This window comes from Nocardia sp. NPDC002869 (genome assembly GCF_046764065.1).
Classification (GTDB): domain Bacteria; phylum Actinomycetota; class Actinomycetes; order Mycobacteriales; family Mycobacteriaceae; genus Nocardia; species Nocardia rhamnosiphila.
Genome location: NZ_JBKOOL010000051.1, coordinates 1 through 22750, shown reverse-complemented (window position 1 = coordinate 22750; position 22750 = coordinate 1). Strand labels below are relative to the sequence as shown.

21 protein-coding genes are annotated in these 22750 nt (G+C 70.5%); 10 read left to right on the top strand and 11 right to left on the bottom strand.

The window, feature by feature from the left end:
* Positions 1-5: 5 nt before the first annotated feature.
* On the bottom strand, positions 6-815 hold the full coding sequence (locus ACLML9_RS12430; protein ID WP_411945661.1) for a tyrosine-protein phosphatase: 810 nt from the start codon (positions 813-815) through the stop codon (positions 6-8).
* 161 nt (positions 816-976) lie between these two features.
* Positions 977-1993, bottom strand: coding sequence for a cell division protein ZapE (gene zapE / locus ACLML9_RS12425; protein WP_411945660.1), 1017 nt, complete (start codon positions 1991-1993; stop codon positions 977-979).
* 35 nt (positions 1994-2028) lie between these two features.
* On the opposite strand from zapE, the gene ACLML9_RS12420 reads away from it, so the two are divergent.
* The 4 genes from ACLML9_RS12420 to msrB all read left to right on the top strand — a co-directional run bounded on the left by ACLML9_RS12420 (position 2029) and on the right by msrB (position 6369).
* Positions 2029-2793 carry a pyrimidine reductase family protein gene (locus ACLML9_RS12420; RefSeq protein ID WP_411945659.1) on the top strand — a complete coding sequence of 255 codons (765 nt, stop codon included), beginning with the start codon at positions 2029-2031 and terminating at the stop codon, positions 2791-2793.
* Between the two features lie 81 nt (positions 2794-2874).
* The gene (locus ACLML9_RS12415; protein ID WP_411945658.1) at positions 2875-4425 is read left to right on the top strand and encodes an alpha/beta hydrolase; all 1551 of its coding nucleotides are present in this window, start codon (positions 2875-2877) and stop codon (positions 4423-4425) included.
* 106 nt (positions 4426-4531) lie between these two features.
* Positions 4532-5878, top strand: coding sequence for a glycosyltransferase family 87 protein (locus ACLML9_RS12410; RefSeq protein ID WP_411945657.1), 1347 nt, complete (start codon positions 4532-4534; stop codon positions 5876-5878).
* Positions 5879-5916: 38 nt separating this feature from the next.
* Positions 5917-6369: a peptide-methionine (R)-S-oxide reductase MsrB gene (gene msrB, locus ACLML9_RS12405; RefSeq protein WP_411945656.1), complete on the top strand. Its 453-nt coding sequence runs from the start codon at positions 5917-5919 to the stop codon at positions 6367-6369.
* 92 nt (positions 6370-6461) lie between these two features.
* Here the strand turns inward: msrB and hemQ are convergent, their stop codons facing one another.
* From hemQ to hemE, 3 genes are all read right to left on the bottom strand, one after another.
* Positions 6462-7157, bottom strand: a complete 696-nt coding sequence (hemQ, locus tag ACLML9_RS12400) for a hydrogen peroxide-dependent heme synthase (protein WP_411945655.1) — start codon at positions 7155-7157, stop codon at positions 6462-6464.
* Between the two features lie 95 nt (positions 7158-7252).
* Positions 7253-8605: a protoporphyrinogen oxidase gene (locus tag ACLML9_RS12395; protein WP_411945654.1), complete on the bottom strand. Its 1353-nt coding sequence runs from the start codon at positions 8603-8605 to the stop codon at positions 7253-7255.
* Positions 8606-8702: 97 nt separating this feature from the next.
* Positions 8703-9758, bottom strand: a complete 1056-nt coding sequence (gene hemE / locus ACLML9_RS12390; RefSeq protein ID WP_411945653.1) for a uroporphyrinogen decarboxylase — start codon at positions 9756-9758, stop codon at positions 8703-8705.
* Positions 9759-10054: 296 nt separating this feature from the next.
* Here hemE and ACLML9_RS12385 point away from each other — a divergent pair, with 296 nt between their 5' ends.
* Entirely contained in the window at positions 10055-10606 is a 552-nt protein-coding gene (locus ACLML9_RS12385; RefSeq protein ID WP_051714614.1) for a DUF3000 domain-containing protein, read from the top strand.
* 38 nt (positions 10607-10644) lie between these two features.
* On the top strand, positions 10645-12000 hold the full coding sequence (locus ACLML9_RS12380) for an HRDC domain-containing protein (protein WP_411945652.1): 1356 nt from the start codon (positions 10645-10647) through the stop codon (positions 11998-12000).
* Positions 12001-12049: 49 nt separating this feature from the next.
* On the opposite strand, the gene dxs is transcribed toward ACLML9_RS12380, so the two are convergent.
* Positions 12050-13948 carry a 1-deoxy-D-xylulose-5-phosphate synthase gene (gene dxs / locus ACLML9_RS12375; protein WP_411945651.1) on the bottom strand — a complete coding sequence of 633 codons (1899 nt, stop codon included), beginning with the start codon at positions 13946-13948 and terminating at the stop codon, positions 12050-12052.
* A 231-nt stretch (positions 13949-14179) separates the two neighbouring features.
* Between dxs and ACLML9_RS12370 the strand changes: the two genes are divergently transcribed.
* Positions 14180-14845 (top strand): SIMPL domain-containing protein, encoded by a 666-nt coding sequence (locus ACLML9_RS12370; protein ID WP_411945650.1) that lies wholly within the window; start codon positions 14180-14182, stop codon positions 14843-14845.
* Positions 14846-14862: 17 nt separating this feature from the next.
* Here the strand turns inward: ACLML9_RS12370 and ACLML9_RS12365 are convergent, their stop codons facing one another.
* Both ACLML9_RS12365 and ACLML9_RS12360 read right to left on the bottom strand, forming a co-directional pair.
* Positions 14863-16248 (bottom strand): class I SAM-dependent RNA methyltransferase, encoded by a 1386-nt coding sequence (locus tag ACLML9_RS12365; protein WP_411945649.1) that lies wholly within the window; start codon positions 16246-16248, stop codon positions 14863-14865.
* 6 nt (positions 16249-16254) lie between these two features.
* Positions 16255-18243: an APC family permease gene (locus ACLML9_RS12360; protein WP_411945648.1), complete on the bottom strand. Its 1989-nt coding sequence runs from the start codon at positions 18241-18243 to the stop codon at positions 16255-16257.
* Between the two features lie 185 nt (positions 18244-18428).
* Between ACLML9_RS12360 and ACLML9_RS12355 the strand changes: the two genes are divergently transcribed.
* Together ACLML9_RS12355 and ACLML9_RS12350 are read left to right on the top strand one after the other, a co-directional pair.
* The gene (locus tag ACLML9_RS12355; protein ID WP_411945647.1) at positions 18429-19094 is read left to right on the top strand and encodes a potassium channel family protein; all 666 of its coding nucleotides are present in this window, start codon (positions 18429-18431) and stop codon (positions 19092-19094) included.
* 2 nt (positions 19095-19096) lie between these two features.
* The gene (locus ACLML9_RS12350; RefSeq protein ID WP_411945646.1) at positions 19097-19816 is read left to right on the top strand and encodes a potassium channel family protein; all 720 of its coding nucleotides are present in this window, start codon (positions 19097-19099) and stop codon (positions 19814-19816) included.
* Between the two features lie 33 nt (positions 19817-19849).
* Here ACLML9_RS12350 and shbA read toward each other — a convergent pair whose 3' ends face one another.
* From shbA to ACLML9_RS12335, 3 genes are all read right to left on the bottom strand, one after another.
* Positions 19850-20488, bottom strand: coding sequence for an RNA polymerase sigma factor ShbA (gene shbA, locus ACLML9_RS12345; protein WP_411945645.1), 639 nt, complete (start codon positions 20486-20488; stop codon positions 19850-19852).
* Positions 20489-20631: 143 nt separating this feature from the next.
* Positions 20632-21363, bottom strand: coding sequence for a DUF3159 domain-containing protein (locus ACLML9_RS12340; protein WP_411945644.1), 732 nt, complete (start codon positions 21361-21363; stop codon positions 20632-20634).
* Between the two features lie 3 nt (positions 21364-21366).
* Positions 21367-21771, bottom strand: coding sequence for an OB-fold nucleic acid binding domain-containing protein (locus ACLML9_RS12335; RefSeq protein WP_030521605.1), 405 nt, complete (start codon positions 21769-21771; stop codon positions 21367-21369).
* Between the two features lie 85 nt (positions 21772-21856).
* Here ACLML9_RS12335 and ACLML9_RS12330 point away from each other — a divergent pair, with 85 nt between their 5' ends.
* Entirely contained in the window at positions 21857-22588 is a 732-nt protein-coding gene (locus ACLML9_RS12330) for an alpha/beta fold hydrolase (protein WP_411945643.1), read from the top strand.
* Positions 22589-22750 lie beyond the last annotated feature (162 nt).

Sequence of the window (22750 nt, the reverse complement as noted above, 5' to 3'; positions counted from 1 at the left end):
CGGCCTCAGTCCAGCATGCGCTGTTTCAGAGTGTCGATCTCCGCTGCGCTCAGCCCCAGACCCTCGCTCACATAGCGGTCGAAACCGCCATAGCTCACCGCGACCTGATCGAAGGCGGCGTCGAGCCACTCCCGCTGGACCCCGCCCACCGGATCACCGGCCGCGGCGCCGCGGTAGTGGTTGGACAGCAGATAGTCCTCGGTGACCGTGGCCCGATCCACACCGAGCACCGTCAGCAGTACCGCGGCGGTCCAGCCGGTCCGGTCCTTTCCGGCGGTGCAGTGGAACAGCACCGCGCCCGCCTCGGGCCCCTGCCCGGACGCCGCGATATCGCGCAGTACCCCGGCCACCGCCTGGTTCGCGCCCGGGGCGGTGATGAACGCCCGGTACAGGTCGCTGCCACCGGCGAGGGTCGACACGAGCTCCGGCAGTGGGGCGGCGCCGATCATGTCGTACCAGTTGGCGCGCGCCCCGGCGGGGATCCGGTCCGGGCCGATCGCGCGCTCGTAGACCGTGCGCAGATCGTCGACCGCACGGACCCGGAGCCGGGTCAGTTCCGCCAGGTCCGCGGGGGTGAGAGTGTTGAGCTGATCGGTGCGGAACGCGATACCGGTGCGTACGGCGCGTCCATCCACGGTGCGGTAACCGCCGAGATCGCGGGCATTGGGGGCGCCCGACAGGTGCAGCGACCGGTCGACGGTGAGCACCTCGGCGGCTGCCGGCGCCGCGGTGACATTCGCCGCCGCGGCCGGGCCGAACGCGATCAGGGCACCGGTGAGAACGGCGGCCGGTACGCGCGCCGAACGATGAACCATGAACGGAACTCCCATCGTGCTCGCCGGCACCCCCGCGCGGCGTGCCGGACTCAGCAAACCAACCCCGGGGTCCGGGGTCAACCCGAAAACGGCGCGTCTGCGCACGCCGCGCGGGTCGGCGGACGGCGGCCGGAAACGATCCGGCTACCGCCGGGCCGTGCTCAGGCCGGGACCTCGAAGCGGGACAGCGCCAGCAGCCGGGAGATCGCCCGCAGATACTTCTTGCGGTAGCCGCCGTCGAGCATTTCCTGGGAGAAGATCTCGTCGAGTTTCGCGCCCGAGACGGTCACCGGGGTGCCCGCGTCGTAGAGCCGGTCGGCCAGCACCACCAAGCGCAGGGCCACCGCCTGATCGTCGACCGGATGCACGCCGGAGACGAAGACCGCGGACACCCCGTCGATCAACGCCCCGAATTTCGACGGGTGCAGGGTGCTCAGATGGCGCAGCAGGGCGTCGAAATCGTCCAGCGTCGCGGCGGGGGTGGCCGCCGCCCGTTCGTTCAGCTGCGCGTCACTGCTGGGCTCCGGGGCCGGCGGCAGATCGCGGTGCCGGTAGTCGGGGCCGTCCACCCGCACCGTGTCGAAGATCGAGCCGAGTTTCTTGATCTCACGCAGGAAGTCCTGCGCCGCGAACCGGCCCTCGCCGAGCTGCCCGGGCAGCGTGTTGGAGGTGGCCGCGACCGAGACGCCGCTGGCCGAGAGCTCGGTGAGCAGCCGGGAGACCAGCATGGTGTCGCCCGGATCGTCCAGTTCGAATTCGTCGATGCACAGCACACTGTTCGCCGACAGCCGCTCGACCGCGTTACCGAATCCCAGCGCGCCGACCAGGTTGGTGAGTTCACCGAAGGTGCCGAACGATTTCGGCGCGGGCGCGCTGTGGAAGATCGAGGCCAGCAGGTGGGTCTTGCCGACACCGAAACCGCCGTCCAGGTACAGGCCCGCGCCCTGGGTCGGCTTCTTCTTCCCGAAGAAGGATTTCTTCTGCCCGGCCTTGTGGATGGCGGTGACCTTCTCCGCGAAGACTCGGGCCGAGGCGACCGCCGCGGCCTGGCTGGGCTCGTTCGGGTCGGGGATGTAGGTATCGAAACCGACCTCGTCGAACATGGGCGGCGGTACCATCTGGGCGACCAGCTGGTCGGCGGGGACCTCCGGACGGCGGTCGACGAGGCGCATCGGCATGGACGTAGCCTAGTGACGTGGTATGAGCTGTTGGTATGCAGCGTATCCCCGATGCGATCCAGCTCACAGACCTCGACAGCAACGCACTCGCCGATCTGTACGCCTATCCGGGCGGCCCGGACGACAGTTGGCTGCGAGTCAATTTCGTCTCCAGTATCGACGGCGCCGTCACCGGACCCGGCGGTATATCGGGTGCTCTCGGCACACCGGCGGACAAACGGGTGTTCCATCTGCTGCGCGAACTGTGCGACGTCGTCCTGGTCGGCGCGGGCACCGTACGCGCGGAGAACTACGGGGGCGCGCAGACCGACCCGGGCCTGCGCCGCGAGCTGTTCGCCCGGGGCATCGGCGGGCATGCCGAGGGCGACCCGCCGCCGATCGCGATCGTGACCGCCTCCGCCGCGCTGGCCCCGGACCATCGGGTGATCACCACCGCCCGGACCCCCACCCTGATCCTCACCACCGCGGCGGCGCCCGCGCAGCGGGTACGCGCCCTCGCCGACGCCGGAGCCGAGGTGATCGAGATCGGCGACGAGGTCATCGCGCCACGGGCGGTTCCGGAGGTGCTCGCGGCGCGCGGGTTGCGGCGGATGCTGTGCGAGGGCGGACCGCAGCTGTTCGGCTCCCTGGCCGCCGCGGGCGCGGTCGACGAACTCTGCCTGACCACCGCGCCGCTGCTGGTCGGCGGGGCGGCGCGCCGGATCTCGGTGTCGCACGAGGAATTCGGGATGCGGATGACACCGGCGCATGTGCTGCTGGACCCGGACGGCACGATGCTCACCCGCTGGGTGCGCGCCTGAAACCCGGGCGGCGAGCGTGCGTGGCGGAGCCCGGGCGTCCCGCTCGGGCGGATCCGATCCGGACCTGGCAGGGTGTAGCGCATGCGCTGGACTCGGGCAGTGGTGCCGGCCTCGGCACTTTTGATCATGATCGCCGGATGCGGGGCCGGTCCATCGGACCGCCCGCACGTCGCCGTCGAACGTCCGCCTGTGCCAGGCGAATCCACCACCTCCGCCCAGGTCCCCCCACCGCCGGCCGCCGAGGTCCCGAAGAAGGACCTCCCGTGGCGCGAGTGCACCCGGGAAACATTCGACCAGGCCGGGATGGGCCAGGGACCCGCCGGCCTGGTCCTGGAATGTGCCGATTTCTCCACTCCGATCGACAGCGCGGGCTCGGTGCTGGGCAACTTCCGCACCGGCGCGGTGCGCGCCCGGCTGCCGCAGACCCCGCCCGACGCCGCACCCGTGGTACTGACCTCCGGTGTGGACCGCTCCTCCGGCGCCACCCTCGCGGGGCTGGCCACCGGTCCGGCGAGCGCCCTGCTCACCGCCCACCCCGTGGTCGCGGTGGATCGCCGGGGTATCGGCAGCTCCCAGGCGATCGACTGTCTACCCGCCGATATCCGCAGCGGCCTGCAGGACAACGCGCAGTTCACCCCGGGCGGTGACGCGGTGACCGGTATGTCCGACCTGTCCCGCAACGGCACCATCTCCTGCCGGGACTTCCTGCAGCCCTACGACGGCACCTTCGATGCCGCGCACGCCGCCGACGATATCGAGCAGTTGCGCCGCGAGTGGAATGTCGACCACCTCGCCGTGCTGGGTATCGGCAGCGGCGCGCTGGTGGGCCTGGAATACGCCCGCAAATACGGTGACCGGCTGGCCCGGCTCGTCCTCGACTCCCCCACCCCGGTGGGTGTGGATACCGTCACCCGGACCGAGACAGCGGTCCAGGGCGCCGAGGCGGCGCTGTCGGCGTTCGCCCAGCAGTGCGTCGGTATCTCGTGCTCGCTCGGACCCGATCCGCGCGCGGCGGTGACCACCCTGATGCAGAAAGCGGCCGACGGGCAGCTCGGCGACATCTCGGCAAACGGGGTGCGCACGGCTGTCACCGGGTTCCTCGGCAGCCCCCGCGCGGACCAGACCGGCCGGATCGGCGCACTCGCCGACGCCCTGTCCGCGGCCGGTCGTGGCGACCTGGGCGCGCTGAAAACGCTGATCGATCAGCAGGAGGCCGCCACCGCGACCGACGGACAGTTCGTCAACGGCTGCACCGATATGCCGCAGACCCCGCCCGCGCCCCAGGTCACCGACCTCGCCGGTATCTGGGCGCAGAAGTATCCGGCGTTCGGCCGGGCGACCGCGCTGTCGATGCTGGCCTGCTCGGCGTGGCCGGTGACCGAGGCACCGGCAGCGCTGGAGAAACTCGAGCTGCCGGTGCTGGTACTCACCGGTGTGGCCGATCCGGTGACCGGTGTCGCGCAGGCCTCGGTGACCGGCGCCCTCGGGGCGGCGGGCGCCCGGACCTCGACCATGACCTGGCAGGGCTGGGGTCATCCGGTGAGCGCGCATTCCGGCTGCGCGCAGACCGCGCTCGTGGCGTATCTGACGGACGGACGGCTGCCCGGCGACGGCACCGCCTGCCCCGCCTGACGGTCCCGCGCGAAGGTGCCCCGAGCCGGGTCCGAGGGGCGCCTGACCGGCGCGTCGAGGGTGGGCCCCGGCAACACCACGGCACCGCCCGGTGTACCGTGCCGTGGTGTTCCTTCGACAGCTCGAGCCCCGCACTGCTCGAACAACCGCCGACGTGATCCGGTTCGCGCTCTGGCCGCTGGCGGTCATGACCGTGCTGAACCGGGTGTTCATCAAGGCTGTCAACGGTTTCGTGACCGATGACTACAAGCCCGTCTACCAGGCCTCACTGGATTTCCTCAACGGTCGCGAGGTGTACACGGCGAATTTCGATTCGGTCGACCCGCACTACCTGTACCCGCCCAGCGGCACCCTGTTGATCGCGCCCATCGCGGTGATCGACTACGAGAAATCGCGCTGGCTGTTCATCCTGCTCAACGCTGTCGCCATCCTGATCGCCTGGTATCTGCTGCTGCGGCTGTTCAACTACACGCTGCGCTCCATCGCCGCCCCGGTCCTGCTGCTGGCGATGTTCCTGTCCGAGACGGTGATCAACACGCTGGTGTTCACCAATGTCAACGGATGCCTGCTGCTGGCGGAGATGCTGTTCCTGATCCTGCTGTTGCGGCGAAGAGATGTCCTGGCAGGTGTGGTGCTGGGCCTCAGTATGGCCGTCAAACCAACTCTGGCACCGCTGCTGCTGATCGCCGTGGTCCGCAAACAGTGGGCACTCGTCGCCACGGCGGTGGCCGTGCCGATCGCGCTGACCGCCGTCGCCTGGCCGCTGTCGCGCGATCCGGAGCGCTTCTTCACCCGGACCGCGCCGTACCTGTTCGAAACGCGCGACTACTTCAACAGCGCCATTCCCGGCAACGCGGAGTACTACGGCCTGCCCCCGTGGCTGACCTGGACCATCCGGCTCACGATGGCCGTCCTGGTGCTGGTTTCACTGTGGATCCTGTACCGGTACTACCGCGAAGACGAGCTGTTCTTCGTCACCACCGCGTCGGGTGTGCTGCTCACCGCCTCGTGGCTGCTGGCCTCGCTGGGCCAGATGTACTACTCGATGATGCTGTTCCCGTTCCTCATGTCGGTCGTGCTGCGCAATTCCGTGCTGCGCAACTGGCCGGCCTGGCTGGCGGTGTTCGGTTTCCTGTCCTACGACAAATGGCTGTCGGACCGCTGGCCCGATATCGGCCGCAACCTGGAATATCTGCGGATCACCTTCGGCTGGGGCCTGCTGCTGGTCGTCGTGTTCTGTGTGCTCGGCGACCGGTATCTGGCCGCCCGGCGTGCGGGCCGGTTGCCGCGGCTGGACCCGGTATGGATGGCCGAGGCGCCCGACTCCCGGGATGCCGGGGTGGACGATCTCGCCGCATCGGCCCGGCCGGTCCGGTCCCCGGCCGCCGGCCGCGCGGTGGAGCCCGAACCGGCCGGTGCGCGCGTCGTCGAGACGCAGGCCGTCCGCGGCTGATACGGGACGCGCGGCGGCACACGTATTAGCGTGGAGGCATGAGTTCCGAAACGGACGCGACCGATACCTCCCTGCCCGCCCCGAAGATCCAGCTCAGCCCGCAGGAGTGGCGGGCCCGGCTGGACCCCGCGGAGTACGCGGTGCTCCGCGAAGCCGGCACCGAGCGACCGTTCACCGGCGAATACACCGACACCACCGCCGAGGGGGTGTACAGCTGCCGGGCCTGCGGCGCCGAACTCTTCCGGAGTACGGAGAAGTTCGAGTCGCATTGCGGATGGCCGTCCTTCTTCGATCCGGCCGCCTCGGACGCGGTACTGCTGCGCGAGGACAGTTCGCTGGGAATGCGCCGCGTCGAAGTGCTGTGCGCGAACTGCCACAGCCACCTCGGGCACGTCTTCGAGGGCGAGGGGTATCCGACACCGACCGACAAGCGGTACTGCATCAACTCGATCTCCCTGCGCCTGCAGCCCGCGACCGGTGCAGCGGACTGACCCGTCCCGCTTCCCACCGGACCGTCATATGACAACCGCCCGGCGGTGGCCCCTTTTCCGGGGCCACCGCCGGGCGGTTGGGCGACTTCGGGTCAGGGCAGTGCGGCGACGAGCTGATCGAGTTCGACCCGCGGCCCGGTGTAGAAGGGGGTCTCCTCCCGGACGTGCATCCGGGCCTCGGTGGCCCGCAGGTCACGCATCAGATCGACGATCCGGTGCAGCTCCGGCGCCTCGAACGCGAGGATCCACTCGTAGTCGCCGAGCGCGAACGAGGCGACGGTGTTGGCTCGCACATCGGGATAGCCGCGTGCTTCCTTACCGTGATCGGCGAGCATCTTTCGGCGTTCGTCATCGGGCAGCAGATACCACTCGTAGGACCGGACGAACGGGTAGACGCAGATGTAGTTCCCGGCTTCCTCGCCGGCGAGGAACGCGGGAATATGACTCTTGTTGAACTCCGCGGGCCGGTGCAGCGCCACATTGCTCCACACCGGGGTGCTGGCCCGGCCGAGTTCGGTGGCGCGCCGGAAATCGGCGTAGGCGGCCTGCAGGTCCTCGACCCGCTCGGCATGGGTCCACACCATGAAATCCGCGTCGGCGCGCATACCGGCCACGTCGTAGACGCCACGCACCACGACACCGCGATCGGCGAGCCCGTCGAAGAACTCGCGGGCCTCCTTCAGCGCTGTCGCGCGATCGTCCCCCAGCACTCCGGGCCGCACCTGGTACACGGAGAACATGAGATAGCGGATGGTGGAGTTGAGAGACTGGTAATCGAGTCGCGCCATAGCCCCATCGTGCCACTCGCCGGATCGCCGCGGGGCCGGGGCCGGTCGATCGCCAGGCCCGGACCGAGCGGCCGCCACACCCGGAGGAGCGGCGTTCAGGCCGGTGCCACACCGCCGGCGATATGTGTCGCGGCCCGCGTCGCCGCCGCCACACAGGCGGGCACCCCGACACCGTGCAGATAGGCGCCGGTCACCGCGAGATCACCGAAACCGGCCAGCGCGGACTCGATCTCGGCGATCCGCTCGGTGTGCCCGGGGGCGTACTGGGCGAGGCCACCGGGCCAGCGCTGCACGATCGCGGACCGCGGGGTGATCGGCACCCCCGTGACGGTGGCGAGGTCGGCGGTGGCGGCGTCGATGAGTTCGGCATCGGGGAGACCCAGCACCGCGTCGTCACCGAACCGGCCGAACGAGACCCGCACCAGGGCTGTCTCCCGCACGGCCAGATGGGACCATTTCCGGCTGGACAGGGTGAACGCCTTGGCCCGCAACGGCTCACCCGTCGCCACCAGCACACCCGAATTCGGCGGCAGCGCGGTGTCCTTCGGCAGTTCCAGTGCGACCAGGGCGGAGGAGGACAGCTCGATCCCGGCGGCCGCGCGCGCCGCCACGGGCGCGATATCGGCCAGCAACCGGGCCGTCACCGGCGCCGGAGTCGCGAGGACGACCGCCTCGAACTCCCCGAGCGGTTCCACCGCCCAGCCACCCGCTATCCGCCGGAGACCGGTGACGGCGGTATCCCGGATCGTGGTGGCCACCGTCCGACCGGCCAGCGCGTCCAGCAGCGCCCCGTAACCGTCGCGCAGCGCCCCGAACACCGGCGCGCCGGACGGCGCGGGCAGTGCGGCCGCCACCGCCTCGGTGAGGCAGCCGGCGCCCCGGTCCAGCGCCGCGGCCAGCGTGGGCAGCGCCGCGCGGAGCCCGATGGAGCGGGCGGAACCGGCGTACACGCCGCCGAGCAGCGGGTCGACACTGCGCGCCACGGTCTGCTCCCCGAACCGGTCGGCCACCAGCGAGTGGACATCGATATCGGCACCGGGCCGCCAGGTGAACGGACGCTCGGGTTCGGCGGCGATGCGCGCCACCGTCGCGGCATCGACCAGTCCTTCGACGGCCGCGGCGGCGGCCGGGATACCCATCAGCGTGCGCTCCGGTAGCAGATGGGCCCGCCCCTGCGACCAGATCAGCGGGCGCAGGCCGGACGGATGAACCAGCTGGTCGGCAATACCCAGTTCGGCCAGCAGCTCGGGCACCTCGGGCCGCCGGCCGACGAACGCCTCCGCGCCCAGATCGACCGGTTCACCAGCGATCTCGCCGGTCCGCAACACCCCGCCGAACCGGTCCCGGAGGTCGGCCACCGTGATCGCGGCCGATTCCCCGAGCAGCCCGCGCAACCGGTAGGCCGCGACGAGCCCGCTGATCCCCCCACCGACCACCGCGATTCTCATCCCCCGACCGTATCCGGCTCCCATACATCGCGCGATCGCGCCCTCCGCGGCCGAAACACCCACCGCGGCCGCCGCTGTCACGACGGCCGCCGCGGCCTCACAGCTCGTGGACCAGCTCCACCAGCGCCGTGAGCACCCCCGGGTCGGTCTCGGGCAGCACCCCGTGACCCAGATTGAAGATATGGCCCGCGGCGCCCATGGCGAGCGCCGAATCCGCTTCGTCGGCGATCCGGCGTGCCTCGGCCTCCACGACCGGCCAGCCCGCGAAGAGCACCGCGGGGTCGAGATTGCCCTGCAACGCTTTTCCGGGGCCGACCCGCCGCACCGCCTCGGTCAGCGGCAGGCGCCAATCGACACCGACCACATCGGCTCCGGCCTCCCCCATGGCGCCGAGCAGTTCCCCGGTGCCCACCCCGAAATGGATCCGGGGCACCCCGGCCTCGGCGAGTTCGGCGAACACCCGCTCCGAATGCGGCAGCACATAGCGGCGATAGTCGGCCAGCGAGAGCGCCCCGGCCCACGAGTCGAACAGCTGCACCGCGTCGACCCCGGCTTCGAGCTGGGCCCGCAGGAACACGATGGTGATATCGGTGAGCACCCCGAGCAGCGCGTGCCAGGCCGTCGGATCGCCGTACATCATGGCCTTGGTGCGCTCGTGGTTCTTGCTGGGGCCGCCCTCCACCAGATAGGACGCCAGCGTGAACGGCGCACCCGCGAAACCGATGAGCGGAGTCTGCCCGAGCTCCTCGACCAGCAACCGCACCCCGTCGGTGACCGCGCCCACTTCCTCGGGCCGCAGTCGGGGCAGCGCCTGGACATCGGCGGCCGTCCGTATCGGTGTGGTCACCACCGGACCGACGCCGGCCACGATATCGAGATCGATTCCGGCAGCCTTGAGCGGAACGACGATATCGGAGAACAGGATCGCCGCGTCGACGCCGTGGCGGCGGATCGGTTGCATGGTGATCTCACAGACGAGTTCCGGATCGAAACACGACTCGAGCATCCCGATACCTGCCCGGACCTCGCGGTATTCCGGCAGTGACCGGCCCGCCTGGCGCATGAACCACACCGGCCGCCGAGCCGGTGCGGCGCCGGTGGCGGCGGCCAGGAACGGGGCATCGGACAACCGGCGGCGCGTATATGTGCTCATCACCCGCCATCGTATGCGGCCCCGCCCGGCCCGGCGCGCAAGGCCGCACAGCGCCGCCCGGACCCCCGATCCGCCGTCCTGGGCGGCGGCTGCGTACACCGTCCCGGCGGGTTGCGCGGTGTTTACCACGATCGGGGCCGCCCACGCAGCAACAGCGGTCGTCCGGCGCGCCTCCGCGCGCCCCGGGTGCTACGGGTCTACCGTCATTCCCCGTGACACCGCTCGATATCCGCGACGGCGCACCCGACGACGGGCCCGGCGACGAACCCGCAGCGTTTCGTGCCGCCGTCTCGGCGATGGGCACCGCATCCGTACATCCGCGGATCGAGCTGTCCCCGATTCGTCCGCCGCAACGTCTGGCCCCCTACTCCTATGCGCTCGGCGCCGAGGTGATCCACGAGGAATCACCCGTCGTACCGATCGACTCCGACGGCGATGCCTTCGGGCGGCTCATCCTGCTCCACGACCCCAGCGGGGACGAGGCGTGGCACGGCGTCTTCCGGCTGGTCGCCTATATCCAGGCCGATATCGACGGCGCGCTGGCCGCCGATCCGCTCCTCCCGGAGGTCGCCTGGAGCTGGCTGGTGGACGCCCTCGAATCCCGGGAGGGCCCGTTCACCGCGCTCGGCGGTACGGTGACCTCCACCAGTTCGGTGCGCTACGGAGATATCGCCGGCCCGCCCCGCGCGCACCAGCTCGAATTACGAGCCTCCTGGACCGCCCGCACCACCGAGATGCGCCCCCATGTGGAAGCGTTCGGGGAAGTCCTCGCCTACGCGGCGGGTCTACCGCCGGCGGGCATCACCGATCTGCGGCCCTCGCCGGCCGGCGAGACCGACCGTGGTTGAATATCGGACGTAGCCTCGGCCACGTAGAGTGGCCCTTTATGCCGGTAGTAGAGGAGCCCGAACACCTGTCCGGTGACCACCCGGATGGTGGCACCGGCCTGCCTCCGGCGTCCGATCCTGGCCCACGCGACGAAGCCACCGATTCCGCTCCGGCCGAGTCCACCGCGGAACCGCTGCTGGTCCCGGCCGAGGGTATTCCCCCGGTCTGCCGCACCGCCGAGACCGTGGCGGCGGCCGCCGAACGTCTCGCCGCCGGCTCCGGGCCGCTGGCCGTGGATGCCGAACGCGCCTCGGGTTTCCGGTATTCGTCGCGGGCGTACCTGATCCAGTTGCGCCGGGCCGGGGCGGGGACCGTGCTCATCGACCCGATACCGGTCGCGGACGCACTCGCCCCACTGGCCGAGGCGATCAACGGACTGGAATGGATCCTGCATTCCGCCGATCAGGACCTGCCCGGCCTGGCCGAGCTGGGCCTGCGACCGGCGGTGCTGTTCGATACCGAACTCGGCGGGCGGCTCGCCGGTTTTCCCCGCGTCGGTCTGGCGGCCATGGTCGAACAGTTGCTCGGCCGGGCGCTGCGCAAAGGGCACGGCGCGGCGGACTGGTCGACCCGGCCCCTTCCGGAAGCCTGGCTCAACTACGCCGCACTCGATGTGGAACTGCTGATCGAACTCCGTTCGGCCGTGGCCGCCGCGCTGGCCGAGCAGGGCAAAACCGATTGGGCCGCGCAGGAGTTCGAACATATCCGGCTACTCGAACCGGCCACGCCGAAACCGGACCGCTGGCGGCGCACCTCCGGAATCCATACGCTGCGCCGGGCCCGCCAGCTGGCGATCGTGCGGGAACTGTGGACCACCCGCGATACCCTGGCGCGCGGGCGCGATATCGCGCCCTCCCGGATCCTTCCGGATTCCGCCATCATCGCGGCCGCCAAGGCCGAACCCGCCTCGATCGGGCAGCTACGGGAATTGCCGGTGTTCGGCGGCCCGCGCCAGCGCCGCTACTCCCGGGAATGGCTGGGCGCGGTGGAACGCGCCCGCGCGCTGCCGGACGAGGACCTACCCCGGATGAGCCAGCCCTACGACGGGCCGCCGCCGGTGAACCGCTGGGAACGCCGCGATCCCGCCGCCGCGGCCCGGCTGGCCCGGGCCCGCGCGGTGATGACCCGGATCTCCGAGCGGGTGGCGGTACCGGTGGAAAATCTGCTGTCGCCCGATCTGGTGCGGCGGCTGTGCTGGGACGGCCTGCCCGACTACCGCAGCGGACCGGAAGCCGCCGGCGAGGTCGCGGCGGCGGTCGACGGCTTCCTGAAGAGTCACGGTGCCCGGCCCTGGCAGCGCGAACTCGCCGCGCAGCCATTGGCCACCGCCCTCATCGACCGGCCGCCGAGCTGACGACCGCCCGCACGGTACTCCGCGGGCACGGCCGGCCGCCGCGCGGCGGCTAGGGCACGTCCAGCCAGCCGGTGACGCGCCGGGTGATATCGGGCGCGGTCAGGCCGAGCTCCTGACGCACCTGGGCGATACTGCCGTGCTCCAGGAATTCCTGCGGGATACCGATATCGCGAGCGGGCATGTCCAGGCCGGCGGCACGCAGCCGGGCCGATACGGTCGCTCCGATCCCCCCGTGCAGGCCGCTGTCCTCCAGGGTCACCACCAGGCGGTAGTTCTCGGCCAGTTTGACGACGGTATCGGAAACCGGCAGCACCCACCGCGGGTCGATGACCGTGGCGGTGATCCCCTCCGCCTCCAGCAATTCCGCGGCCTGGAGCGCGGCCGGTATCAGGGCACCGACGGCCACGAACAGCACATCGCCGCGCTGGCCCTGCGCCGACGGCCCTTCCCGGTCCGGCAGCCACAGCACATCCACGCCGTCGAGCCGCTCGATCGCCCGGATCTCGGCGCCCACAGTGTCTTTGGGGAACCGCAACGCGGTCGGCCCGTCGCCGACCGCCAGCGCCTCGGTCAGTTCCTCGGCCAGGGTCGCGGCATCGCGCGGGGCGGCCACCCGCATCCCGGGCACGATGCCGAGCAGCGACAGATCCCACATACCATTGTGGCTCGCGCCGTCGGCCCCGGTGATCCCGGCGCGGTCCAGCACCAGGGTGACCGGCTGTTTCAGCAATGCCACGTCCATCAGCAGCTGGTCGAAGGCCCGGTTCAGGAAGGTCGAGTAGATGGCCACCACAGGGTGCAGCCCGCCCAGCGCGAGACCCGCCGCCGAGGCCAGCGCGTGCTGTTCGGCGATACCGACATCGAAGAGCCGCTCCGGGAAACGCTCACCGAACGCGGACAGTCCGGTGGGACCCGGCATGGCGGCGGTGATCGCGACGATATCGTCGCGGCGTTCGGCGTGGGAGATGAGCTCCTTCGAGAACACCGAGGTCCAGCTGACCGCGGTCCCGCTGCTCACGGATTCGCCGGTCCGCGGATCGATGGGCCCGCAGGCGTGCATCTGATCGGCCACATGATTCTCGGCCGGTTCGTAGCCGTGCCCCTTCTGGGTCACCGCGTGCACCACCACCGGGCCGCCGAAATCCTTCGCGTGCCGCAGCGCCGATTCGAGCGCGACGAGATCGTGGCCGTCCACCGGACCGACGTATTTGAGACCGAGATCGCTGAACAGCTCCTGCGGGCTCACCGCGTCCTTTATCCCGGCCTTCACCGCGTGCACCATCGAATACGCGGAATCGCCCACGCCGGGAATACTTTTCAGCAACCGGCGGCCCGTGTCGAGCATATGCTCGTACACCGGCTGGGTGCGCAGCGCCGTGAGCCGGTCGGCCAGACCGCCGATGGTGGGGGCGTAGGAGCGGCCGTTGTCATTGACGACGATCACCACGGGCCGGTCCTTGGCAGCGGCGATATTGTTCAGCGCTTCCCAGCACATACCGCCGGTGAGGGCCCCGTCACCGACGACCGCCACGACATGACGGTCCTGGCCGGTGAGCGCGAACGCCTTGGCCAGGCCGTCGGCATAGGACAGCGACGCCGAGGCGTGCGAGGACTCCACCCAGTCGTGTTCGCTCTCGGCGCGGCTGGGATACCCCGACAGCCCGTCCTTGCGGCGCAGGGTGTCGAAGCGATCCTTGCGACCGGTCACGATCTTGTGCACATAGGCCTGGTGCCCGGTGTCGAAGATCAACGGATCGGCGGGCGAATCGAATACCCGGTGCAGGGCGAGGGTGAGTTCCACCACCCCGAGGTTGGGTCCCAGGTGCCCGCCGGTGACGGCGACCTTGTGCACCAGGAACTCGCGGATCTCGGCCGCCAGCTCCCGCAGTTGCGGTGCCGAGAGCCGACGCACGTCTTCGGGCGTATCGACCCGGGAAAGCACTCCCACCTGATTCGCTCCCTCCGGATAGCGCAGTTGATCCGACCAGTCTAGGAGCCGCAGCCGACTGCACCACCCGGGCGGCGAGCCGTGCCCCACTCCGAACCGGGCCGGAACCGCGGTCCGGCGTATCGGTCCAGCCTAGGGTGAGAGGGGGGTACCGCGCGAACCGCGTCCGGCCGCGGGCCCCGGGACAGCGGCGCACCGACAAGCGCCGCACACCGACCGCGAGGAGACCGGATGACCCAGCCGCAGGCGGGAACGGTGACCGTATTCGGGTACGGCACCGTCCGCGCCGCTCCCGATCTGATCGTGCTCTCGATCGGCGTCGAATGCCGGGCGAGCACCGTCGGCCTGGCCTACGACCGGGCCGGCCGGAGTGTGACGGCACTGACGGCCGCGTTACGCGAAGACGGCGTCCCCGGCAGCGATATCGGCACCGGCATGCTGTCGGTGCGCTCGGATACGGCCTGGCAGGACGGCACCGCACGGGTGATCGGCTATATCGCGACCAGCACGCTCACGGTCACCCTCACCGCCGCGGCCGACCCCGCGCGACCGGCGCCGTCGGACGTGGTGGCCCATGCCGTGGCGGCGGGCGGCGACGACGCGCGGCTGGGTGGGCTGCGGCACACCTTCGCCGACCGGGAACGGCTACTGGAGCGCGCCCGCGACGCCGCCTGGGACAACGCCTTGGACAAGGCCCGGCAGTACGCCCGCCGCGCCGCCCGCGAACTGGGTCCCGTGCTCGAGATCACCGAGCACACCACCGCGCCACCGCCGGCGCAGCCCACGGAGCCCGGCGGGATCCGGATGGTCGCCGCGTCCGCACCGGCGCCGGTGCCGATAGAATCCGGGGAGACCGAGATCACCGCGACGCTGCGGGCCACCTGGCAGCTGAAGTAGGGCACCGCACGGGCTTGTCAGCGCGCCAGGAGCGCAAGGCATTCCACATGATGGGTGGCCGGAAACGCGTCGAAGGCGCGCAACGCGGTCAGTCCGTAACCGGCGTCCAGGTACAGGCGCAGATCCCGGGCGAACGACGCCGGATCACAGCCGATGTGCACGATCCGGTCCGGCGCCGCGGCGGCCACGGCGTGCACCACGGGTTTGCCGGCCCCGGCCCGCGGCGGATCGAGTACCACCACCCGCGGCCGTGGGTGCTGGTGTCCGGCCGCCCACTGCTCGACCCGTCCGGTACGCAGCTCCAGCCACGGCAGATCGCCCAGGGCGGCGTGACCGTCGGCGACCGCGGCCGGTGCGGATTCCAGCGCCCACACGGCGCCGGTCGGGCCGACCTGTTCGGCCAGTCGCGCAGCGAAAACGCCCGCGCCGCTGTACAGATCCCACGCGGTCGCACCCATGCCCGGATCGGCCCAGCCGGCGACAATATCCGAATAGCACTGCGCGGCACCGCGGTGCGCCTGCCAGAATCCGGCCGCCGACACCTCCCAGCGCCGCCCGGCCACGTACTGGACGGCCCGGCCGCTGCCCTCGACCACCCATTCGTCGCGATCGGTGTGAGCGGCGGCGCGCCGGGCCGCCGTGCGCCGCCGCTGCGCACCCGGCGTCTCCGGCTCCGCGCCGGCTCGGCTCGTGCCGTCCCGTGGCCCGCGTGCACGTCCGCTACGCGCGTCGGCCCGGCTCCCGGGGCCGGAACGGCCGCCGTGCCGATCACCGCCGCGCCGGCCGGTCTCGGGTACCGGCGGGGCGATTTCGACGATATGCCGGGCCCCGGTGTCGTCGACCGCGATCACCAGCTCCGCGCCGGGCATCCAGCGGCGCCGGTCGATATCGTCCAGGGCGCCGGGCACGGGTTGTGGACAGCGCAGGTCGGTCAGCACACCGGTACTGCGGTAGCGATGCACACCGGCCCGGCCCTCCAGATCCACCGCGAGCCGGATCCGGGTGCGCCAGCCGCCGGTGCGATCGCCGGAGCCGGTGATGGGTTCCACCTCGACCGCGCGTTCGATACCGGTGATGCGGCGCAGCTGTTCGGCCACGACCGCGCCCTTCAGCTGCCGCTGCGTCGCCGCGGTGGCAAAGGAGAAATCGCAGCATCCCGCCCCACCCGGACCTGATACCGGGCAGGTGGCGGGGATCCGATCCGGTGATGCCTCGAGGATCTCCACGGCCTCGGCCCGGCAGAACGCGCCGCCGCGGTCCTCGGTGACCCGGGCCCGCACGAGCTCACCGGGCAGGCCGTGCCGGACGAACATCACCCGCCCCTCGTGGCGTGCCACACAGAAGCCGCCGTGCCCGGGCGGCCCGAGCCGTACCGACAGCACTTCATCGCGCCACGAACTCATCGGACCTCACCCATTGTCGCCGTAGCCGCGCCGTACCGCGCCCGGTGCCGCGGGTTCGCCCGCCGCACGGGCGGTCGCCGAGGAACTCAGCTGCCACGGCACGCTGGTCACCATCACGCCCGGTTCGAACAGCAACCGGCCCTTCAACCGCAACGCGCTCTGATTGTGCAGCACCTGCTCCCACCAGTGCCCGACCACGTATTCGGGGATGAAGACGGTCACCACATCGCGCGGCGCGTCCTTGCGCACCCGCTTCACATATTCGAGCACCGGTTTGGTGATCTCGCGGTAGGGCGATTCGATCACCTTCAACGGGACCGGATTGTCGCTCTTCTCCCAGTCCCGTACGAGTGCCCGGGTGTCGTCCTCGTCGACGTTCACCGTGATCGCCTCGAGGGTATCCGGGCGCCCGGCCCGCGCGTAGGCCAGTGCCCGGCGGGTCGGCAGGTGCAGTTTCGACACCAGGACGATCGAATGGGTCCGGCTCGGCAGGACCCCGTCCCATTCGTGTTCTTCCAGTTCCCGGGCCACCGAGTTGTAGTGGTGGTGGATCATCTTCATGATCACGAAGATCACCGCCATGGTCACGATGGCGATCCAGGCGCCGGCGAAGAACTTCGTCACCAGCACGATCACCAGGACAGCCCCGGTGGCCACCAGGCCCAGCGCGTTGATGGCCCGGGAACGCATCATCCGGCGCCGTTCGACGGGATCCGTCTCCCCGCTCAGCAACCGGCTCCAGTGCCGCAGCATCCCGGTCTGGCTGAGGGTGAACGAGACGAACACGCCGATGATGTAGAGCTGGATCAGCCGGGTCACTTCCGCGTCGAACGCCACCACGAACGCGATCGCGCCGACCGCCAGGAACAGGATCCCGTTGCTGAAGGCGAGCCGGTCGCCGCGCGTATGCAGTTGGCGGGGCAGGAAGCGCGCCTGGGCCAGGACCGAACCCAGGACCGGGAAACCGTTGAACGCGGTATTGGCGGCCAGTACCAGAATCACCGCGGTCACCACGGCCACGAAGTAGAAACCGGGGGTGAAGCCGCTGAACACCGCGTGCGCGATCTGGGCGATCAACGTTTTCTGCTGGTAACCCTCGGGCGCGCCGACGAGCTGTTCAGGGTGTTCGGCGAACACCACATGCGCCTGCCGCGCGAGCACGATCATGCCGAGCAGCAACACGATGGCGATCGAGCCGAGCATCAGCAGGGTCGTCGCGGCATTGCGCGATTTGGGTTTGCGGAAGGCCGGTACGCCGTTGCTGATCGCCTCGACACCGGTGAGCGCCGCGCAACCGGAGGAGAACGCGCGGGCCAGCAGGAAGATCAGCGCCAGCCCGGCCAGATGCTCCTCCTCGGCCCGCAGCTCGAAACCCGACGACTCGGCGCGCACTTCGTCACCCAGTACGAAGATCCGGATCAGTCCCCACGCGAGCATGGTGAACATGCCGAACAGGAAGGCATAGGACAGCAGGGCGAACATCCGGCCGGACTCCCGCACCCCGCGCAGGTTCATCGCGGTGATGAGCACGATGGCGGCCACCGCGAAGAGCACCTTGTGGGTCGCCACGAACGGGATCGCCGAGCCGATGGTGGACGCGGCCGACGCGATCGAGACCGCGACGGTGAGCACATAGTCCACCAGCAGCGCGCTGCCCACGGTCAGCCCCGCCGTGGGGCCCAGATTCGTGGTGACCACCTCGAAATCACCGCCGCCGGACGGGTAGGCGTGCACGTTCTGGCGATAGCTGGTGACCACGATGACCAGCACGACCGCGACGGCCAACCCGAGCCACGGGGCGTAGGCGTAACCGGCCAGCCCGGACACCGACAGCACGAGGAAGATCTCCTCGGGCGCGTAGGCGACCGAGGACATCGCGTCCGAGGCGAACACCGGCAGCGCGATTCGTTTCGGCAGCAGGGTGTGGCCCAGGGAGTCACTACGGAATGGCCGCCCCAACACCAGACGCTTGGTGGCGGTCGTCAACTTCGACACTGGACGGAGCATAAGCCCCCGTGCTCCGCTGCGCTGCGAGGCCTCACCGGACGGCGGGGTTTGGCCACCCCCCGCGGGGGGAACGTGGCTGGGGGCGAGAACCAGCGAGTACGGTTCGTTTTCGCAGCAGCCATATGGCTGTTTCACTTGCCGTAGGGCAGACCGAGTCAGGAGCGAGGTTCACCGTGTATGTGGTGATCATGGGATGCGGCCGGGTGGGGGCGTCGCTGGCCCGCGCCCTGGTCCGGATAGGTCACGAGGTCGCCGTGATCGACCGTAATCCGGACGCGTTCCGGCGCCTGGGCCCGGGCTTCCCGGGTGAGCAGGTCGTGGGGGTCGGTTTCGACCGCGAGGTTCTGCGCCGGGCGGGTATCGAACGGGCCGGGGCCTTCGCGGCCGTGTCCTCGGGCGACAACTCCAACATCATCTCCGCGCGGGTGGCGCGGGAAATGTTCGGGATCGACCGGGTGGTGGCCCGTATCTACGACGCCAAACGTGCCGCTGTCTACGAGCGGCTCGGTATCCCGACCATCGCGACCGTGCCCTGGACGACCGACCGCTTCCTGCACACACTGATCGGTGACGCGGGCACCACGACCTGGCGTGATCCCACCGGGACCGTCGCCGTCGCCCAGCTGATCCTGCACGAGGAATGGTACGGGCGCACGGTCAGCGAACTGGAGGACGCCACCGGCGCCCGGGTCGCGTTCGTCATCCGGTTCGGGCAGGGCATCCTGCCGGACGCCAAGACCGTCGTGCAGGCCGACGACATCGTGTACGTGGCCGCCACCTCCGGCTCGGCCGGGGAGGCCGTCGCGCTGGCCGCGAAACCTCCAGCTAACAAGGATTGATCATGAAAGTGGCCATTGCCGGAGCCGGGGCCGTCGGCCGCTCCATCGCCCGCGAACTACTCCGGGCGGGACACAGCGTCATGCTGCTCGAACGCGAGCTCGACCATATCGACCGCGAGGCGGTCCCCGAGGCGATCTGGGTCCATGCCGACGCCTGCGAACTGCAACTGCTCGAGGACGCCGGGCTGGAGGACTACGAGGTCGTCATCGCCGCGACCGGCGACGACAAGGCGAACCTGGTGCACAGTCTGCTGGCCAAGACCGAATTCGGGGTGCGCCGGGTGGTCGCGCGGGTCAACGATCCACGCAACGAATGGCTCTTCGACGGCTCCTGGGGTGTCGATGTGGCCGTCTCCACCCCGCGTCTGCTGGCCTCCCTCGTCGAGGAAGCGGTATCGGTGGGCGATCTGGTCCGCCTGATGACCTTGCGGCAGGGGCAGGCCAATCTGGTCGAACTCACCCTGCCACCGGATACGACGCTGGCCGGTAAACCGGTGCGCAATCTGACCCTGCCGCGGGATTCCGCACTGGTCACCATTCTGCGCGGCGGGCGGGTCATCGTGCCGCAGCCCGACGACCCCTTCGAGGGCGACGACGAACTGCTGTTCGTCGTCTCCGCGGCCGCCGAGGAGGAACTGCGTGCGGTGCTGGCACCGCACGGCATCGACTCGCAGACCGGCAGCACCACCGGCCTGACACCCGCGCAGGACGCCGAATACTGACCACCCGGCAGCACTCGGCCCACCTCCGCGTCCTCAGGCGGCGACGGGCTGCGCCGCGCGCGCACGCAGCTTGTTCAACGCCCGGTACTGCATGACCCGGATCACGCCGGGACTGGTGCCGATCGCCGCCGCGGTCTCGGCCGCGCTCCAGCCCAGCACGATGCGCATCACCAGCACCTCCCGGTGCACGGGGTTGAGCTGCTGCATCAGTTCGCGGGCCAGGGCGCCGCGTTCGGCGGCCAGCGCCCGCTCCTCGGGGCCGGCCGCGGTGGACACTGCTTCGGGGACCTCGGCCACGGGATAGGCCGGATGGATCTGGGCACCGCGGAACGCGTCGGACACCTTGTTCGCCGCGATGCCGTACACGAAGGCGAGGAACGACTTCCCCTGATCCCGGTAGCGCCCGATGGCGTGCACGGTGGCCATCAGCACCTCCTGCGCCACATCGTCGGCGGTGACGTGCAGATGGGCGGCGTTGCCCAGGCGGGTCCGGCAGTAACGCTGGACCAACGGCTGGACCAGTCGCAGGATCTCGGCCACGGCGGCGCGGTCACCGCCGGCCGCCGCCGGGACCAGGACGTCCAGTTCGGCGGAGACCCGGCGGCTCTGGGACCGCACCGGATGGTCGGATCCCCGCTCGGGGCGGGTGATCGGGTGCTGCTCGGTTCGCATTCGCCGGTCCTCTCGGGGAGATCGTCTTCGTCAACGATCGTCCGATGAACGGCGCGGGCGGGATAGACACCAAAGGGTGGGTCCTCGTCCACCCTTTCGGATGACGCCGGGCCGCACCTTCGGATGATGCGGCGCCGCGATTGTCAGGCCGGATCGGCGGAATGGCGTCCGGAGCCGGCGGGCAGATGCCCGGCACGGCGCACCGCCCAGACCGTCACCACCAGCGCGACGGCGGTGAGCGGCCAGCCCATCGCGATTCGCGCGGCGGCGAGCCAGCCCGTGTTGTCCGTGTCGTAGAGGTGGTTCTGGACCAGGTAGCGGGCACCGAAGACGAGCACCCACGCCACGGTCGCCAGGTCGTAGAGGCGGACCACCCGCGGATCTCCGCGCCAGTCGCCGCCGTGGCCGTTGAGCACCCCCCACACCACCCCGACCAGGGGCCGCCGCACGAGTATCGAGACCAGGAACGCGGCACCGTAGATCAGGCTGGTGTAGATCCCGAACAGGAAGAAACCCTTGGCCTCGCCGACCCGCCAGGCGATCAGCGCGCAGATACCCACGCCCACGAAACCGGAGACGGCGGGCTGGATCGGCTCTCGGCGCACCAGTCGCCAGATGAGAATCGCCGCCGCCACTCCCAGCGCCGCCCAAATCGCGACGGTCAGCCCGAGCAGGGTGTTCACCGGAACGAAGACCAGCACCGGCAGCGTCGAGTAGATCAGGCCGCCGAAACCACCCAGCTGCTCCAGCAGGGTCTGCTTATCCGGTTCCTCAGGAGTGTCGTCGGCGGAACCGGCCCGGGCGGCGGGCGCGGAGTCCGGGGTGGTCGCGGCCCGGGGCAGCGGTCTGGTGGCGTACTCGTCGCTCGATGGCATACGTCAGCTGTTTCCGCGCAATTCGTAGTAGGGGTTGTACATCACCTTACGGCCTTCGCGTTCTCCCACCCGGCCGCGCACCATGATGCGCCGTCCCGATTCGATTCCGGGAATCCGGCGTCGCCCGATCCACACCAGAGTGATGGCATCGGTGCCGTCGAAGAACTCCGCCTGCATACTCGCACCCGAGGACTGCGGACAGGAGTCGACACTGCGCAAACGGCCCAGCATCGTCGCCTCCTCACCGCGCCGGCACTCCGAGACCCGGCAGGCGCCCGAAGCGTCTGCCTTCTCCGCCAGGTCCTCGGCGTCGAGCTGATCGATATCCTCGGTCAATCTGCGGCCGAGCCTGCGAAAATATCCGGTCGCGGACTTGGCGCCCGCTTTTCTTCCTGCCGCGGAAGACATCGCCTGCTCTCCTGTGCGCGGACGACATGGGTCGCACGTCATCCGAATTACTCCGGCCCGGCTGTGGCCGTACCCGCCACTGTAGATGGGTACCGGCGGCACCGCTACGCTCGGTCCGGTGTTCGATTCCCCACGTCCGGCCGTTGTCGTCGCCCTACCCGGAACCGGTTCCGACGCACACTTCACCCGCCGCGCGTTCGGCCCCGCATCCGCCGCCGCGGGAATCGATTTCGTCGCCGTGGACCCCGATCCGGCCGCGGTGATCGAGAGCTACCGCGCCGCCCTGGACGACGCCGCGACCCGCGGCCCGGTGCTGGCGGCGGGTATCTCGCTCGGCGCCGCGGTCGCCGTCGAATGGGCCGCGGGCCGGGAACCGGGCGAGGTCGGTGGCGTGGTGGCGGCCCTGCCCGCGTGGACCGGTCCGGATACCGCGGAATGCCCCGCCACGCACAGTGCGGCGGTCACGGCGGCCCAGTTACGCGCCGAGGGCCTGGATGCGGTGATCGCCAGGATGCGGGCGAGCAGCCCCGGCTGGCTGGCCGACGCGCTCACCCGGTCGTGGCGCTCACAGTGGCCCGGGCTGCCGTCGGCGCTGGAGGAAGCGGCGCAGTACAAATGGCCGGAACCCGCCCTGCTGGACGCGCTGAGCGTCCCCCTGGCGGTGATCGCTGCTTCGGACGACCCGGTGCATCCGGTGACCGTGGGACAGGAATGGGCACGCCGCGCACCCCGGTCGGCGTTCACCGAGGTGACGCTGGACGAATTCGGCGCCGATCCGGGCATCGTGGGGCGGCTGGCGCTGCGGCACCTCGGCTGACACGCGGCCGCCCGGCCACTCGGCCGGATCCGTACCCGGCCGCGTTCGTCCGGTGCCCGCGCGGGCTGGTCTCCACACGCCGCGCCCCGCCCACCCCGCCGCGAGTGCCGCGACCATGATCTCCGGTTGCCCGTGGACCTGCGCGAACGCGGCCGCCGGGAG